The 15,019-nt window shown below is 65.3% G+C and carries 13 protein-coding genes and 1 riboswitch; of the genes, 12 read left to right on the forward strand and 1 reads right to left on the reverse strand.

The window, feature by feature from the left end; all coding sequences use genetic code 11:
- The coding region (locus AC1DSN_RS02980; protein ID WP_477329533.1) for a PQQ-dependent sugar dehydrogenase at nt 1-508 on the forward strand (508 nt) is incomplete at its 5' end.
- Between the two features lie 347 nt (nt 509-855).
- Here the strand turns inward: AC1DSN_RS02980 and AC1DSN_RS02985 are convergent.
- Nucleotides 856-1,752 carry a LysR family transcriptional regulator gene (locus AC1DSN_RS02985; RefSeq protein WP_477293597.1) on the reverse strand — a complete coding sequence of 299 codons (897 nt, stop codon included), beginning with the start codon at nt 1,750-1,752 and terminating at the stop codon, nt 856-858.
- A gap of 199 nt (nt 1,753-1,951) precedes the next feature.
- Between AC1DSN_RS02985 and AC1DSN_RS02990 the strand changes: the two genes are divergently transcribed.
- The 11 genes from AC1DSN_RS02990 (at nt 1,952) to AC1DSN_RS03040 (ending at nt 15,000) form a co-directional block, all read left to right on the forward strand.
- On the forward strand, nt 1,952-2,935 hold the full coding sequence (locus tag AC1DSN_RS02990; RefSeq protein ID WP_477329535.1) for an aldo/keto reductase: 984 nt from the start codon (nt 1,952-1,954) through the stop codon (nt 2,933-2,935).
- Nucleotides 2,936-2,975: 40 nt separating this feature from the next.
- Nucleotides 2,976-3,194, forward strand: a riboswitch (cobalamin riboswitch).
- 123 nt (nt 3,195-3,317) lie between these two features.
- Complete coding sequence (locus AC1DSN_RS02995; protein ID WP_477329537.1) at nt 3,318-4,841, forward strand: CoA-acylating methylmalonate-semialdehyde dehydrogenase; 1,524 nt, start codon at nt 3,318-3,320, stop codon at nt 4,839-4,841.
- Between the two features lie 11 nt (nt 4,842-4,852).
- On the forward strand, nt 4,853-6,031 hold the full coding sequence (locus AC1DSN_RS03000; RefSeq protein ID WP_477293603.1) for an acyl-CoA dehydrogenase family protein: 1,179 nt from the start codon (nt 4,853-4,855) through the stop codon (nt 6,029-6,031).
- A complete protein-coding gene (locus AC1DSN_RS03005; protein ID WP_213948949.1) occupies nt 6,028-6,822 on the forward strand; it encodes an enoyl-CoA hydratase in 795 nt (264 codons plus the stop codon). Before AC1DSN_RS03000 ends, AC1DSN_RS03005 begins: the two co-directional genes overlap by 4 nt.
- The gene (locus tag AC1DSN_RS03010) at nt 6,819-8,000 is read left to right on the forward strand and encodes an enoyl-CoA hydratase/isomerase family protein (protein ID WP_477293605.1); all 1,182 of its coding nucleotides are present in this window, start codon (nt 6,819-6,821) and stop codon (nt 7,998-8,000) included. The genes AC1DSN_RS03005 and AC1DSN_RS03010 overlap by 4 nt, the downstream gene beginning before the upstream one ends.
- Complete coding sequence (mmsB, locus tag AC1DSN_RS03015) at nt 7,997-8,884, forward strand: 3-hydroxyisobutyrate dehydrogenase (protein WP_477293607.1); 888 nt, start codon at nt 7,997-7,999, stop codon at nt 8,882-8,884. The genes AC1DSN_RS03010 and mmsB overlap by 4 nt, the downstream gene beginning before the upstream one ends.
- 106 nt (nt 8,885-8,990) lie before the next feature.
- On the forward strand, nt 8,991-10,136 hold the full coding sequence (locus AC1DSN_RS03020) for a Fic family protein (protein WP_477293609.1): 1,146 nt from the start codon (nt 8,991-8,993) through the stop codon (nt 10,134-10,136).
- A 29-nt stretch (nt 10,137-10,165) separates the two neighbouring features.
- Complete coding sequence (locus AC1DSN_RS03025; protein ID WP_477293611.1) at nt 10,166-11,167, forward strand: FecCD family ABC transporter permease; 1,002 nt, start codon at nt 10,166-10,168, stop codon at nt 11,165-11,167.
- Entirely contained in the window at nt 11,164-11,952 is a 789-nt protein-coding gene (locus tag AC1DSN_RS03030) for an ABC transporter ATP-binding protein (protein ID WP_477293613.1), read from the forward strand. The genes AC1DSN_RS03025 and AC1DSN_RS03030 overlap by 4 nt, the downstream gene beginning before the upstream one ends.
- A complete protein-coding gene (locus AC1DSN_RS03035) occupies nt 11,949-12,821 on the forward strand; it encodes a cobalamin-binding protein (protein WP_477293615.1) in 873 nt (290 codons plus the stop codon). The genes AC1DSN_RS03030 and AC1DSN_RS03035 overlap by 4 nt, the downstream gene beginning before the upstream one ends.
- Nucleotides 12,822-12,909: 88 nt before the next feature.
- Complete coding sequence (locus AC1DSN_RS03040) at nt 12,910-15,000, forward strand: hybrid sensor histidine kinase/response regulator (RefSeq protein ID WP_477293617.1); 2,091 nt, start codon at nt 12,910-12,912, stop codon at nt 14,998-15,000.
- Nucleotides 15,001-15,019: the final 19 nt, after the last annotated feature.

Here is a 15,019-nt window from a genome sequence, read left to right on the forward strand (position 1 = left end):
GATCTGGGCAATCGTGAACGAGCGCGAAGAGATCGGCGCCGACCTAGTGCCGGACTACATGACAACGGTACCGGAAGGAGCGTTCTACGGCAGGCCCTATAGCTACTACGGCCAGAACGTGGACAGCCGCGTCAAACCGCAGCGCCCCGACATGGTCGCCAAGGCGATCAAGCCCGACTATGCGATCGGCTCGCATGTCGCGCCACTGGGCCTGCTGATGTCGGCCAGCAACGGGCTCCCGGCGAACTACCAGGGCGGCGCCTTCATCGGCGAACACGGCAGCTGGGATCGCTCACCGCTGAGCGGTTACGAGGTCGTCTTCGTGGCGTTCAAGGACGGCACGCCGGTCGGCAAACCCGTGTCCGTGGTCAGCGGCTTCTACTCCAAGGATGAGAAGCAACTCTTCGGCGCCCCCGTGGGCCTGGTGCAGGACAAGGAAGGGGCGATCCTGGTCGCGGACGATGTCGGCGACACGGTCTGGCGCGTGACGGCGGCCGCCGCGAAATAGGCGGTACAAGCCGTTGTAGGAGCCGATTCATCGGCGATAAGGCCGCGCTACGTAGCCGTGCCTTATCGCCGATGAATCGGCTCCTACAAAGAGCTGACGTTTACTCTCTCTGTGGGAGCCGCTTCAGCGGCGATAGCCGGGTTGCCCCGAACCCCATCGCCGGCAAAGCCGGCTCCCACAAAACTCAGGCTGTTACCTGGCGTTCTTTTTCTTTTCGTCCTTGATGGCTTTCTTTTCTTTCATCGTCTTTTCCGGCTTTTTCTTGTCGCTCTTCTTTGAATCCAGGCCCTTGCTCATATCGCCTCCTCAGTCAGGGTTACCACGCGTGTCGCGCGCCTGATGCAAGATTACGCCAATCCGCGGTATCGCAGCGCGTCTACGAAGAGCGTAAGTGCTGACGACATGTGCCGACGATTGGGGTAATAGAGGTGGTAACCCGGGAACGGGGCACACCAGTCCTCCAGCACGGTAATCAACTCTCCGGCCTCGATGTATGACCGGGCCATATCTTCCGGTACCCAGGCCAGTCCCAGGCCGTCCCGCGCCGCCCGCAGGATGTGCGCCGTGCTGTTGAGGGTCAATTGGCCTTCGACGCGAACCTTGATCTCGCGGCCCTCCTTCTCGAACTCCCAGGGGAACAAGGTGCCGTAGGTGGGCAGACGGATGTTGATGCAGTTATGCGCGGTGAGGTCTTGCGGCACGGTCGGCCGGGAACGTCGTTCGAAATACGACGGCGCGGCGACCACCACCATCCGGAAGTCCGGACCGACGCGTACCGCGATCATGCCGTTGCCGACCTGCCCGCCCAGACGGATACCGAAGTCGTAGCGTTCGGCGACGATGTCGACCAGTTCGTTGTTGGCGGATACCTCGACCTGGATATCCGGGTAGCGCGGCAGGAAGGTCGCCAGCATCGGTTCGAGTACGGCTTCCACGGCGTGTACCGAGGTGCTGATGCGGATCGCCCCGGCCGGTTTCTCGCGGAACGAACTCAAACCCGTCAGCTCCGCCTCGATGTCATCGAACATCGGGCCGATGCTGGTGACCAGCCGTTGCCCTGCTTCCGTCGTCGACACGCTGCGCGTGGTGCGGGCGAGCAGGCGCACGCCGAGACGGCCCTCGAGTTTGCGGATGGTGTGGCTAAGCGCCGACTGGGTGGTGTCCAGTTTCGCGGCCGCGCGGGTGAAGCTGCCTTCCCGGGCAACGGCAAGGAAAGCGACGAGGTCGTGGAGATCCTTGCGCATGACACGTGAAACCCACTCATGAATGGCGCAAGGATTTTAGCATCCGGAACACCCGTGCTGGGCTACAGCGAGGAATCGCCCCATTCCGGCACCCCCTGGGAGTCGATTCATGAATTCTGGCTATGAGACCAAGCCGGTTTGACCGGCTAGTCGCGTGAGCACCGGGCCCCTAGATTGGTCAGCTCACAGAGGACACGACATGCAGACACGCAAACTCGGATCGACCGGCCTCGAAGTTTCCGCCATCGGCCTCGGCTGCATGGGACTGCGCTTCGGCTACGGCCCCGCCACCGAACGCGAACCGGCCATCGCCCTGATCCGGGCGGCGGTCGAGCGCGGGGTAACCTTCTTCGATACGGCCGAGGTCTACGGCCCGTTCACCAACGAGGAAGTCGTTGGCGAGGCACTCGCCCCCTTCCGCGACAAGGTGGTGATCGCCACCAAGTTCGGCTTCGACGTTGGCGGTGTGCCAGGCGCACTCAATAGTCGCCCCGAACACATCAGGGCCGTTGCCGAGGCCTCGTTGAAGCGCCTGCGCACCGATGTGATTGACCTGTTCTACCAGCATCGCGTCGACCCGTCCGTACCCATCGAAGAGGTGGCCGGCGCGGTCAAGGACCTGATCGCCGAAGGCAAGGTGAAGCACTTCGGCCTGTCGGAAGCGGGCGTGCAGACCATCCGCCGCGCTCACGCCGTGCAGCCTGTGGCGGCCCTGCAGAGCGAATACTCGCTGTTCTGGCGGGAGCCGGAAGCCGAAGTGATGCCGACCCTGGAAGAACTCGGCATCGGCTTCGTTCCTTTCAGCCCGCTGGGCAAGGGCTTTCTTACCGGCAAGATCGACGCCGCTACGAGCTTCGACAGCAAGGACTTCCGCAACAGCGTGCCGCGTTTCTCTGCGGAGTCGCGCAAGGCGAATCAGGCACTCATCGATCTGCTGGGTACCATCGCAAACGCGAAGCACGTCACGCCGGCACAGATCGCGCTCGCCTGGCTGCTGCACCAGAAGCCATGGATCGCGCCGATTCCGGGCACGACCAAGCTGCATYGACTGGAAGAGAACCTAGGTGCGGCCGACCTCGCACTCAGCGACGAGGATCTGCGCGACATCCACGACTCGGTCTCGAAGATTCCGCTGCAGGGAGAGCGTTATCCGGCCCACCTGCAGGCGCTCGTCGGCCGCTGAGTTCTACCGCACTGCAGCTTGAGCGGTTCGGCCACCCGGCTACACTCGGGAGATCACAGGTGTCCTGTCGTCGCTTACGCGGCGCGCAGGGTGAAACGGGAAGCCGGTGCGGATCGCGAGATCCTATTCCGGCGCTGCCCCCGCAACGGTAAGCGAGAACACCCGACGAGAGACCACTGCGCTAGCGCGGGAAGGTGTCGGGGTGGTGCGGTACGCATCGCTCGCAAGCCCGGAGACCGGCCTGTGCAGGCGCCTTAGGGTGCCTCCTCGGGTGTTGCGGCGGGCAACCGGACGGGCTGATACGGCGCGGCCACCCGCTGCTCCGGGTCCTCTTGTCTGCTCCGCAGCACCCATTTCGCGGGTGAGCGTACGGAGCAGGACCATGAACAAGCTGGACTCAGTTGCGGCCGATGTCGCGACCGTAAAGTTGCTGATCGACGGCGTCTTCGTCGAATCCCAAACCACCGAATGGCGCGATGTCGTCAATCCCGCCTCACAGGCCATCCTCGCGCGCGTGCCATTCGCCACGGCTGACGAGGTGAACGCTGCCGTTGCCGCCGCCACGCAAGCGTTCAAGACCTGGCGCAAGACGCCCATCGGCGTACGCGCGCGTATCTTCCTCAAGTACCAGCAACTGATTCGCGAGCACATGGGCGAGCTGGCCACCCTGCTCAGCGCCGAACAGGGCAAGACCCTTCCCGACGCGGAAGGCGACGTGTTCCGGGGCCTCGAAGTGGTCGAGCACGCGGCCGCCATCGGCAACCTGCAGCTGGGCGAACTCRCCAACAACGTGGCCGGCGGCGTCGACACCTACACTCTCCTGCAGCCGATTGGTGTCTGCGCGGGTATCACGCCGTTCAATTTCCCCGCGATGATTCCGCTGTGGATGTTCCCGATGGCGATCGCCACCGGCAACACCTTCGTGCTGAAGCCGTCCGAGCAGGACCCGATGGTGACGATGCGCCTGGTGGAACTGGCGCTCGAAGCCGGCGTCCCGAAGGGCGTACTCAACGTGGTGCACGGCGGCGAAGACGTGGTCAACGCGATTTGCGACCACGCCGATATCAAGGCGGTGTCCTTCGTCGGCTCCACGCGTGTCGGCACGCACGTCTATCACCGTGCATCGCAGACCGGCAAGCGGGTGCAGTGCATGATGGGCGCGAAGAACCACGCCGTGGTGCTGCCCGATGCCAACAAGGACCAGACGCTCAACGCGCTCGCGGGCGCGGCGTTCGGCGCGGCGGGACAGCGTTGCATGGCGGCTTCGACCGCGGTGCTCGTCGGCGAGTCGCAATCCTGGATAGCCGACCTCGTAAGCAAGGCGAAGACGCTGAAGGTCGGCGCAGGCAACGCCGCCGATACCGATGTCGGCCCACTGATTTCCTGTGCGGCGCGCGAGCGCGTCGAGGCCTTTATTGCCTCGGGTATCGAGCAAGGCGCCATCCTCGAGCTCGATGGCCGCAAACCGCGGGTGCCGGGCTTCGAGGACGGCAACTTCGTCGGTCCGACCATCTTTTCCGGCGTGCGACCCGGCATGCGCATCTACGACGAGGAAATCTTCGGGCCGGTGCTGGTCATCCTTGCCGCCGACTCGCTCGACGACGCGATCGCGCTGGTCAACGCCAATCCGAACGGTAACGGCACGGCCGTGTTCACCCAGTCCGGTGCCGCTGCGCGTCGCTTCCAGGAAGACATCGACGTGGGCCAGGTGGGTATCAACGTGCCCATTCCCGTCCCGGTACCGCTGTTCTCCTTCACCGGCTCGCGCGCCTCGAAGCTGGGCGACCTCGGCCCCTACGGCAAGCAGGTCGTCATGTTCTATACCCAGACCAAGACGGTGACACAGCGCTGGTTCGACGACGACACGCTACACGTCGGCGTCAACACCACCATCAGTCTCAAGTGATGGCCGCGGTCATGGATATTCCCCGGACACCACCGCCACAAACGGACCTGAGCGAAGACCAGCTCGCGTTTCGCGATGCCGCGCACGCGTTCGCCCTGGCCGAGCTTGCGCCACATGCGGCGCGCTGGGACGCAGAGAGCGAGTTCCCGCGTGAGGCGATAAGCAGGGCCGGCGACCTTGGTTTCTGCGGCCTTTACGTTGACGAAAAGGCCGGTGGCACGGGGCTCACGCGCCTGGATGCGACCATCGTCTTCGAGGAACTCGCTGCCATCGATCCCTCGACGGCCGCCTTCATCAGCATCCACAACATGGCCACCTGGATGCTCACCGCACACGCGACGCCGGCCCTACGCGACATATGGGGACCGCTTCTCGCCAGCGGCACGAAGCTGGCGTCGTATTGCCTCACCGAGCCGGGCGCCGGCTCGGATGCCGGGTCATTGAAAACCCGGGCCGAGCGTGACGGCGACTCGTATGTGATCAGCGGCAACAAGGCGTTTATCTCCGGCGCCGGAGCGACGGACATGCTGGTGGTGATGGCACGCACCAGTGAAGGCGGCGCACGCGGCATAAGTGCCTTCGCGGTGCCGGCGTATTCTCAGGGTATCGGCTATGGGCGCAATGAGGAGAAGCTGGGCTGGCACAGTCAACCGACGCGAAGCGTGAGCTTCGACGGCGTGCGTATTCCCGCGGACCATCGACTGGGTGCCGAAGGCGAAGGTTTCAAGATCGCGATGAAGGGACTCGATGGCGGGCGCCTGAACATCGCTGCATGCTCGCTCGGCGCCGCCCAGGGCGCACTGGATGCAGCCCGTCGCTACATGGGTGAGCGCAAGCAGTTCGGCAAGAAGCTGGGGGAATTCCAGGCCTTGCAGTTCAAACTTGCCGACATGGCCACGCAGCTCGTCGCCGCACGCCAGATGGTGCATACGGCGGCACGCAAGCTGGATGCCGGCAGCAGCGATGCGACCGTATGGTGTGCGATGGCCAAGCGCTTCGCCACGGACGCCGGTTTCACCATCTGCAACGATGCCCTGCAGATTCATGGCGGCTATGGCTACATCCGCGAGTACCCGATCGAACGGCTGTTGCGCGATTCCCGCGTGCACCAGATCCTCGAGGGTACCAATGAAATCATGCGCGTTATCATCGCGCGTCACCTGCTCAATACCGAAGAGGAACTGCGATGAGCGACACCGCGACGCGCTACACCGGGCTTACGCTGGAGATCGACGGCCACGTGGCCATCGTCACGCTGGCCAATGCCCCAGCCAACGCCTGGACCCGCGATAGCCTGGTCGCCTTGCGCCACCTCGTCCACGACCTCGACGCCAACCGCGATATCTATGCGCTGGTGGTCACGGGCGAAGGCGAGAAGTTCTTCTCGGCCGGCGCCGACCTCAAACAGTTCGCCGATGGCGACAAGGCCGTGGCGCGAGAAGCCGCTCGCCGCTTCGGCGAAGCGTTCGAGGCCTTGTCCGCCTTCCGCGGGGTGAGCATCGCAGCGATCAACGGTTACGCCATGGGCGGCGGTCTCGAATGCGCCCTCGCCTGCGACCTGCGCATCGCCGAGGAACAGGCTCAGCTGGCGTTACCCGAAGCTGGCGTCGGATTACTGCCGTGTGCGGGTGGCACGCAGAACCTCGCGCGTCTGGTCGGCGAAGGCTGGGCCAAGCGAATGATCCTGCTGGGTGAGCGAGTGGATGCGGCAACGGCACTGCGCATCGGTCTGGTCGAAGACGTCGTGCCGAAAGGCGAATCGCGCGCTCGCGCCATCGCCTGGGCGCTGCAAGCCGGCAAGCAGAGTCCGACCAGCGTCGCGGCATGCAAACGGCTGGTCCAGGCCACGCGCACGCAAACCCACGCCACGGCCCTGGTCAGCGAACGCGAAGCCTTCGTGGATCTGTTCGACAGCCAGGACCAGAAGGAAGGTGTGCTCGCCTTTCTCGAAAAGCGCGCACCGACGTGGAAGAACGCATGAGCGACGTGACTCTCCCGCCCTCGGCCGAAGCACCGGTGCTCTTCGAGGAACGTGTTGCCGGTAACGGCAAACGCATTGGCGTTGCCACGCTCAACGCACCGAAGACCCTCAACGGTCTTTCACTCGACATGGCACGGCTGCTCGACGAGCGGTTGCGCGCTTGGGCTGGCGACGAGGCCGTCGCCTTGGTCGTGCTGCAAGGCGCCGGTGAGAAAGCGTTCTGCGCGGGGGGCGACCTGCACAGCCTGTATCGGTCCATGCGCGACTACGAAGCCAGCGGTAGCGGCGACGTGAGGAACAACGCCTACGCCAGTGACTTCTTTTCGGTGGAGTACCGTCTCGACTACCTGATCCATACATATCCGAAGCCCATCCTTTGCTGGGGCCACGGTATCGTCATGGGCGGCGGCATCGGCTTGATGGCAGGCGCGAGCCACCGGGTGGTGACGGAGCGCTCGCGCCTCGCATTCCCGGAGATCACCATCGGCCTGTATCCGGACGTCGGCGGTAGTTTCCTGCTGCACCGGGTGGCGGAAAAGGCGGGCATTTTCCTTGCCCTCACAGGCGCGCCCCTGAACAGTGGCGACGCCATTCATGCCGGCCTCGCCGACGTGCAGCTACCGGTAGCCAGTCGCGAGCATCTCGATGCGGCCCTGCTCCTTGCCGCATGGTCGGACGATAACCAGCGCAACGCGCCCCTGCTCACGGAGGTGCTCGAGCGCTTCGCCGTGCCGCCGACGTCCGGTCCTTTGCAGGACCACCGCGCCGCGATCGCGTCTGCCTGTGCACACGGCGACCTCGGCATGGTCGTTGCCGCGATCCAGGCCATGCCAGGCGACGATCCATGGCTGGTCACGGCGAGGCAGACGCTGGACGCGGGTGCGCCCGGTTCCGCACGATTGGCCTTTGAATTACAGCAGCGCGCTTCGCATCTGTCGCTGGCCGACACCTTCCGCCTCGAATACGTGGTCTCCCTGCGCTGCGCCGCCCACGGCGACTTCGCCGAAGGCATCCGCGCCTTGCTGATCGACAAGGACCGCACGCCGCGGTGGCGTCCGGCGACCCTGGCCGACGCGACGCCGACGTGGGTCGCACCCTTCTTCATTGCGCCCTGGAACGCCGGCGAGCATCCGCTGCGCGACCTGGGCAACGACACCGCTCCGAGGAATGAACGATGAGCCGCATCGCCTTTATCGGCCTGGGCAACATGGGTGGCCCGATGGCTGCCAACCTGCTCAAAGCCGGGCACACGCTGCATGTTTTCGACCTTGCCGCCGAGGCGGTTGCACAGGCCGTATCCCACGGCGCAAGCGCCGCGAACACGGCAACGGACGCCGTGCAGGGCGCGGAGGTCGTGATCTCCATGCTGCCGGCCAGTCGCCATGTCGAAGGGCTGTACCTGGGTGAGTCCGGGCTGCTCCGGCACATTGCCGATGGCGCACTGGTGATCGACTGCAGCACGATCGCTCCCGCGTCGGCGCAGAAGGTCGCCAGGGCGGCTGGCGAACGTGGGCTGACCATGATCGATGCGCCGGTTTCCGGTGGCACGGCGGGTGCGGCAGCGGGCACGCTCACCTTCATCGTGGGCGGCGAGAGGGACGCGCTGGAGCGGGCGCGCCCCGTGCTGGCCAACATGGGCAAGAACATCTTCCACGTCGGCGCCAGCGGTGCGGGCCAGGTGGCCAAGCTGTGCAACAACATGGCGCTCGGGGTCATCATGGCGGTCACCGGCGAGGCGATCGCGCTCGGTGTCGCCCACGGACTGGACCCCGCCGTGTTGTCGCAGATGATGGCCGTGAGCACGGCCCGCAGTTGGGCCACCGAAGTCTGCAATCCCTGGCCGGGTGTTCTGGAGAACGCACCTGCCTCGCGCGGCTATACCGGCGGCTTCGGCAACGACCTCATGCTCAAGGATCTCGGACTCGCGGCAGAGGCGGCGATGGGCGTGGGCGCATCGATTCCGCTCGGCGAACTCGCGCGCAATCTCTACGCCATGAACAGCCAGGCGGGTCATGGCGGGCTGGACTTCTCCAGCGTCGTGAAGCTCGTCGCAAAGCCCTGAGGACAGGGCGCTGGCGTGGCATGTGAGCCGATTAAACGATATATTCGGCTCATTTGATGAGCCGAATAGCATCGGCATTCGGCTCATCGGGTCAGAGAGAGGCGACATGACCGACCCCCAATGGATCTGGCAACACACTGACTGGCCGGCCTTTCGCTGGCACGGTGACGGTGTGCCAGCCCTTTTGCGAGCGTGCCAGTTGGCTCAGGGACGCCTACTGGGCGCGGTGGGTTCGGCCGGTGCCGAGGCGGGTCTCGAAACCGAGTTGGATTCCCTCCTCCAGAACATCATCACGTCCTCCGCCATCGAGGGCGAGCCACTCAACGCGGCCTCGGTACGGTCATCGCTGGCAAGGCGACTCGGGCTCCAGGGTGAGATGGATGGACGCAGCACGCCGCGCAGCGAGGGCCTGGCCGAGCTGATGCTTGACGCCACCCAGCACTACACGCAGCCGCTCGACCTCCCGCGGCTGTTTCATTGGCACCACCTGTTGTTTCCGGCGCGGGAGACATGGCTTCCGGTACGCATCCGTATCGGTGAGCTCCGGGGTGACGCGCCGATGCAAGTCATTTCCGGCCGCCTCGACAAGCCGACCGTGCACTTCGAGGCCCCGCCACGCGAGGGCCTGGACACCCAGGTCAACGCCTTTCTCGCATGGTTCGAGTCGAGTGCGCGGACATCGACGCTCGACCCACTCCTGCGCGCCGGCATTGCCCACTTCTGGTTCGTGACGCTACATCCCTTCGACGACGGCAACGGGCGACTTACGCGCGCGATCACCGATCTGGCACTGGCCCAGGCGGAACATCAGGCCATCCGCTTCTACACCATGTCGGCCAGCATTCTTGCCGACCGCTCCGGCTACTACCGCGTGCTCGAACAGAGCCAAAAGGGCGACCTCGACATCACGGAATGGCTGGTCTGGTTCCTGCAGACGTTGCTGAACAGCCTCGAGCAGGCACTGTTGCGCATCGACCGCGTGCTCGACAAGGCGCGGTTCTGGCGCGAGCACGGAGACCACGTGCTTACGGCGGAACAGCGCAAGGTGATCAATCGTCTGCTCGATGGTGGTGAACGCGGCTTCGCCAATGGCATCAACGCCTCGCAGTACCAGGCCGTGGCAAAAGTCTCGAAGGCCACGGCGACGCGTCACCTGGGCGACCTCACGGAAAAAGGTCTACTGCGCCGACTCCCCGGCGGGGGCCGCAGTACGCGCTACGAGATCGATTGGGCGGAGCGCTCGATGCGATGACGACGAGGCTCTCTGCGAAAGCACCGCGCATGGCGACCTTCGGATCCGCGATCCGTCTCTGGCTTGGCATGTTGCTCATTGCCGTCATCGCGGTACTCGCGTCCGTGCTGATCGGCGGCGGAGACTCGACCGTCGCCGCATCGTGGCAGGGCCTCGTGTCGTCGATGGATACGCCCATGCATTCGATCATCTGGGAACTGCGCCTGCCCCGCTCCATCGCGGCGTACGGCGTGGGAGGCCTGCTCGCGATGTCGGGCTGCCTGATGCAGATCCTGGTACGCAACCCGCTGGCCGATCCCTATACGCTCGGCCTTTCCGGCGGGGCCTCGGTGGGCGCCCTGGGCGCCATGCTGGGGGGACTTGGCGCCGTGCTGATCGCCGCGGGCGCGGCGTCAGGCGCGCTGCTCGCCTGCCTGGCCGTGTTCGTGCTCGGCCATCGCGATCTGTTGTCCCGCCAGCGTGCCGCGCAACGCGAAGACTCCACCGACCTCATCCTGATCGGCGTGATGCTGGCGTCCGGCTTCGGCGCCATCGTCAGCATGATGCTGGTGCTGGCGCCGGACAAGAACCTGCGCGGCATGCTGTTCTGGATGATGGGCGACCTCAGCGGCGTGGCCAATCCGTTGCTCCCCGTGGTCAGCCTGTTGCTTGGCGTGCTGTGCGTCGTACCGCTCGGGCGGCAGCTCAACCTTCTCGGTCGCGGCGAAGAGTCCGCCAGCGCGCTTGGCGTTCGCCCCAACGTAGTGAAGTCCGCGATCTTCGTCATCGCTTCGCTGGCGACCGCCGTCGCGGTGACGACCGCCGGTACCGTGGGCTTCGTCGGGCTGGTGGTTCCGCATGCGCTGCGCCGTGTCATCGGCAATGACCAGCGCGTGCTGATTCCCGCGTGCGCGATTGGTGGCGGCATCGTTGTCGTCGTGGCCGACACGATCTCGCGGATCGTCGCCGATCCCATCCAGCTACCGGTCGGCGCCGTCATGGCGGTAATCGGCGTACCGACCTTCATGTTCCTGCTGGTGAAGCGCCGATGAGCAGCGTTCTCGCCACTGAGGCCGTCAGCCTCTCCGTACGAGAACGCATGCTGGTGCGCGAGTTGAGCATGCGCGTCGAACCCGGCCAGGTCTGGTGCGTGCTCGGTCCGAACGGGGCGGGCAAGTCGACCTTGCTGCGTGCGCTTGCCGGCCTGCGCGAACCCGACCAGGGACGCGTGCTGCTGGGCGACCGCGATATACGGGCGTACCGGCCGATCGAGCTTGCCCGCCTGCGTGGCTTCCTGCCGCAATCCATCGTCGACGCCTTCAGTCTTACCGTGATGGAAGCGGTGGTCGCCGCACGGCACCCTCGGCTGCCGTTCTGGGCATGGGGCGACGAGGATCTCGAGCCGGCGCAGCGTGCCCTGCGCACCTTCGAACTGGAATCGTTGGCGGAGCGCGACGTGACGACCCTCTCCGGTGGCGAGCGCCAACGCGTGAACATCGCCGCACTCTTCACCCAGGATGTCGACGTGATGCTCCTCGACGAGCCTCTGTCGTCGCTGGACCTGCATCACCAGATGAAGACCCTGCACGAGTTGTTGCACACCGCGGCGCATGATGGAAAATCCGTGGTGTATACGGTGCACGACATCAACCTGGCTTTCCAGCACGCGACGCATGCCGTGCTCCTGGACGGCAGTGGCGGTGCGCTTGCCGGCTTCACGGACGAGGTCATCACCAGCGAACATCTGTCGGCTGCCTTCCACCATCCCATCCACGGCGTAACACTCGACGGCGAACGTTTCTTCCGTGCCGGACGCCTCAACGGACGTTCCCCATGATTCGCGCCCTTGGCCTTCTCGCCCTTTTTATCGCCAGCGCCGCCAGCGCCGACGTGACGGTGACCGACGATGCGGGACGCACGGTCACGCTCAAGGCTCCCGCCCATCGCATCGTCAGCCTCGCACCGAACATTACCGACGCACTCTTCGCCGCCGGCGCAGGGTCCTACGTCGTGGGCACCTCCCGCTTCAGCGATCATCCGGACGAAGCGAAGAAGGTGCCAATCATCGGCGACGCCACGATGATCGATCTGGAGCGGATCGTCGGTCTCAAGCCGGACGTCATCGTCGTCTGGCGAAGCGGCACGCCGGCGGCACAGGTGGAGAAACTCAGTCGGCTCGGCATTCCGATTTTCTATTCGGAGACGACGCGTCTCGCCGACGTCGCACCCGCCACGCGACGTTTCGGGAAGCTCGCCGGCACGCAGGACGTAGCCGATCGGAACGCGGCGGCTTTCGACGCCTCGCTGGCGAAGCTTCGCAGCGACTATGCCGGCAAGGCACGTCTGAAGGTCTTCTACCAGATATGGGACCGTCCCCTGATGACGATCGGCCGTGCGCAGATCATCGATGACGCGCTCGACCTTTGCGGTGGTGACAACATCTTCGCCGACCTCTCGCAGGCAGCGCCCACCGTCACGCGCGAAGCCGTGCTGGCGCGCGATCCCGACGTCATCATCAGCGGCGACGGCGGCGGCCACGACGACCTCGCCGTATGGCGCCAGAGTGGTTTCCTGAGTGCGGTGAAGCACGACAACGTGATGACCGTCGATACCCCCACACTCGCCTCGCCCTCGCCCTCCATCCTCGCCAGTGTGGATGTGCTGTGCCGCCGGCTGGACGAAGCCCGTGCCCGAAACCGGCGCTGACCCTTAGCGCGCCCGCGACCCCGTCTTGTGGTCGCCATCACGTATGGCTTTCTAGAATCCTCACCACGAGCCCTGTGGACCGGTTCCGATGACCCGACATCCCCCTTTCGTGCCTGGTGATACCGACGGCCTTTCGTGGCTGGATCGCGGTGGTGAAGCCGGTGCGCTGATTCGCGCATTCGACTGGACGCGCACACCCTTGGGCGCGCTCGAGACGTGGCCGCAGAGCCTGCGCACCATTACCGCCATGCTGCTGCTCTCACCCGTTCCTATCGTGCTGTTGTGGGGCCCGCAGGGCATCATGATCTACAACGACGCGTACTCCATCTTCGCCGGCGCCCGGCATCCGCGACTGCTGGGTTCGGAGGTGCGCAAGGGCTGGGCTGAGGTCGCCGACTTCAACGACAACGTGATGCGGGTAGGGCTTGCGGGCGGCACGCTGGCGTACAAGGACCAGCAGCTCACGCTCGAACGGAATGGAAAGCCCGAACCGGTGTGGATGAACCTGGATTACTCGCCGGTCCTCGACGAGAGCGGGATGCCCGGCGGCGTCATCGCCTTCGTGGTGGAGACCACCGCCCGTGTCCGCGCAGAAGAGAACGTACGCGAGGGCGAACGGCGATTTCGCGAGCACCTCGAAGCCATGGTGGCCGAGCGCACGGCCGCGCTCGAACGCAGCGAAGCCAACCTGCGCACCATTTTCGAGACCTCGCACCTCTACCAGTACCTGCTCTCGCCCGATGGCAACGTGGTCTACGCGAACGCCACAGCGCTGGCCGGCGTCGAAGCGACGCTGGACGATGTGGTCGGACTGCCGTTCTGGCTCACGCCGTGGTTCGGTGGCACGCCAGGCATGCCACAGGCTGTCGAAGCGGCGACCCGACGAGCGGCCGCCGGAAAGAGCGAGCACATGAGCATGGCATTGAACCTGCCTACGGGCGTACGTTCGTTCGACTTTTCGATGCGCCCGGTGACGGATGAATCCGGCAATGTGGTCGCCATGGTGCCCGAAGCAGTCGAGAAGACCGCGCGCATCAAGGCCGAGCAAACCCTCCTGCAGGTGCAGAAGATGGAGGCGCTCGGCAATCTCACAGGCGGCATCGCGCACGACTTCAACAACCTGCTGATGGCCGTGCAGGGGAGTCTCGACCTGCTTCGCGAACGCATGCCGCAGGAGCCGCTGCTGCTGCGCCTGGCGGACACCGCCATCGCAGGCGCGGAACGCGGTAGCGCCTTGACGCGACGCATGCTCGCCTTCGCGCGACGCCAGGACCTCAAGACCGAGAGCATCGACCTGCGCCAGCTCGTGGAAGGCATGACCGAGCTGCTGCGTCGGTCGCTCGGTCCCACCATCGTGCTGGAGACGTACTTCGGGCCACGCGTCCCCACCATCCGCGCCGATGCAAATCAACTGGAGACGGCCCTGCTGAATCTGGCCGTCAACGCCCGTGACGCCATGGACGGCGTGGGCACGTTGATTATCACGACCGACGAAGACTGGATGCAGGAGGGCCACGCCACACTCTCCCCGGGTCACTACGTGCGCCTGTCGGTGTCGGATTCGGGTGCCGGCATGGACGAAACCATGCTCAAGCGCGCCATCGAGCCGTTCTTCACCACCAAGGGCGTCGGCAAGGGCACGGGCCTCGGCCTCTCCATGGTTCACGGCCTGTCCGAGCAACTCGGTGGCACGCTAATCCTCCGCAGCCGCGTGGATGAAGGCACCACCGCCGAAATCTGGCTGCCCGCCGCACAGGTCCATGATCTACCGGCGTCACGCGAGGCGCACGTTACGCAAGTCCCGGGACGCTGCGCACCAGACACCGTCGTCAGCATCCTTACCGTGGACGACGACGACCTGGTTCGCACGACAACGGTCGACATGCTGGAGGCCCTCGGCTACCAGGTCATCCCTGCGCGCTCGGGGCACGAGGCACTGCAGGTGCTTGAAGCGACCTGCGTGGACCTCGTCATCACCGACCACGCCATGCCGCAGATGACCGGTACCCAGCTCGCCGAACGCATACGCGAGCGCTGGCCGGATCTCCCCATGATCATGGCCACGGGCTATGCCGACCTGCCAGCCGGCCCGCAGCTGCAAATCCCCCGCCTGGCCAAACCTTACTCGCAAGCGACCCTGGCCGACGCCGTGCATCGAACCGTGTCGCGGCCACGCTGAGCATGCGTGGCCTGATGAG

The sequence above is a fragment of the Luteibacter sp. P4_D7_3 genome (genome assembly GCF_056401735.1).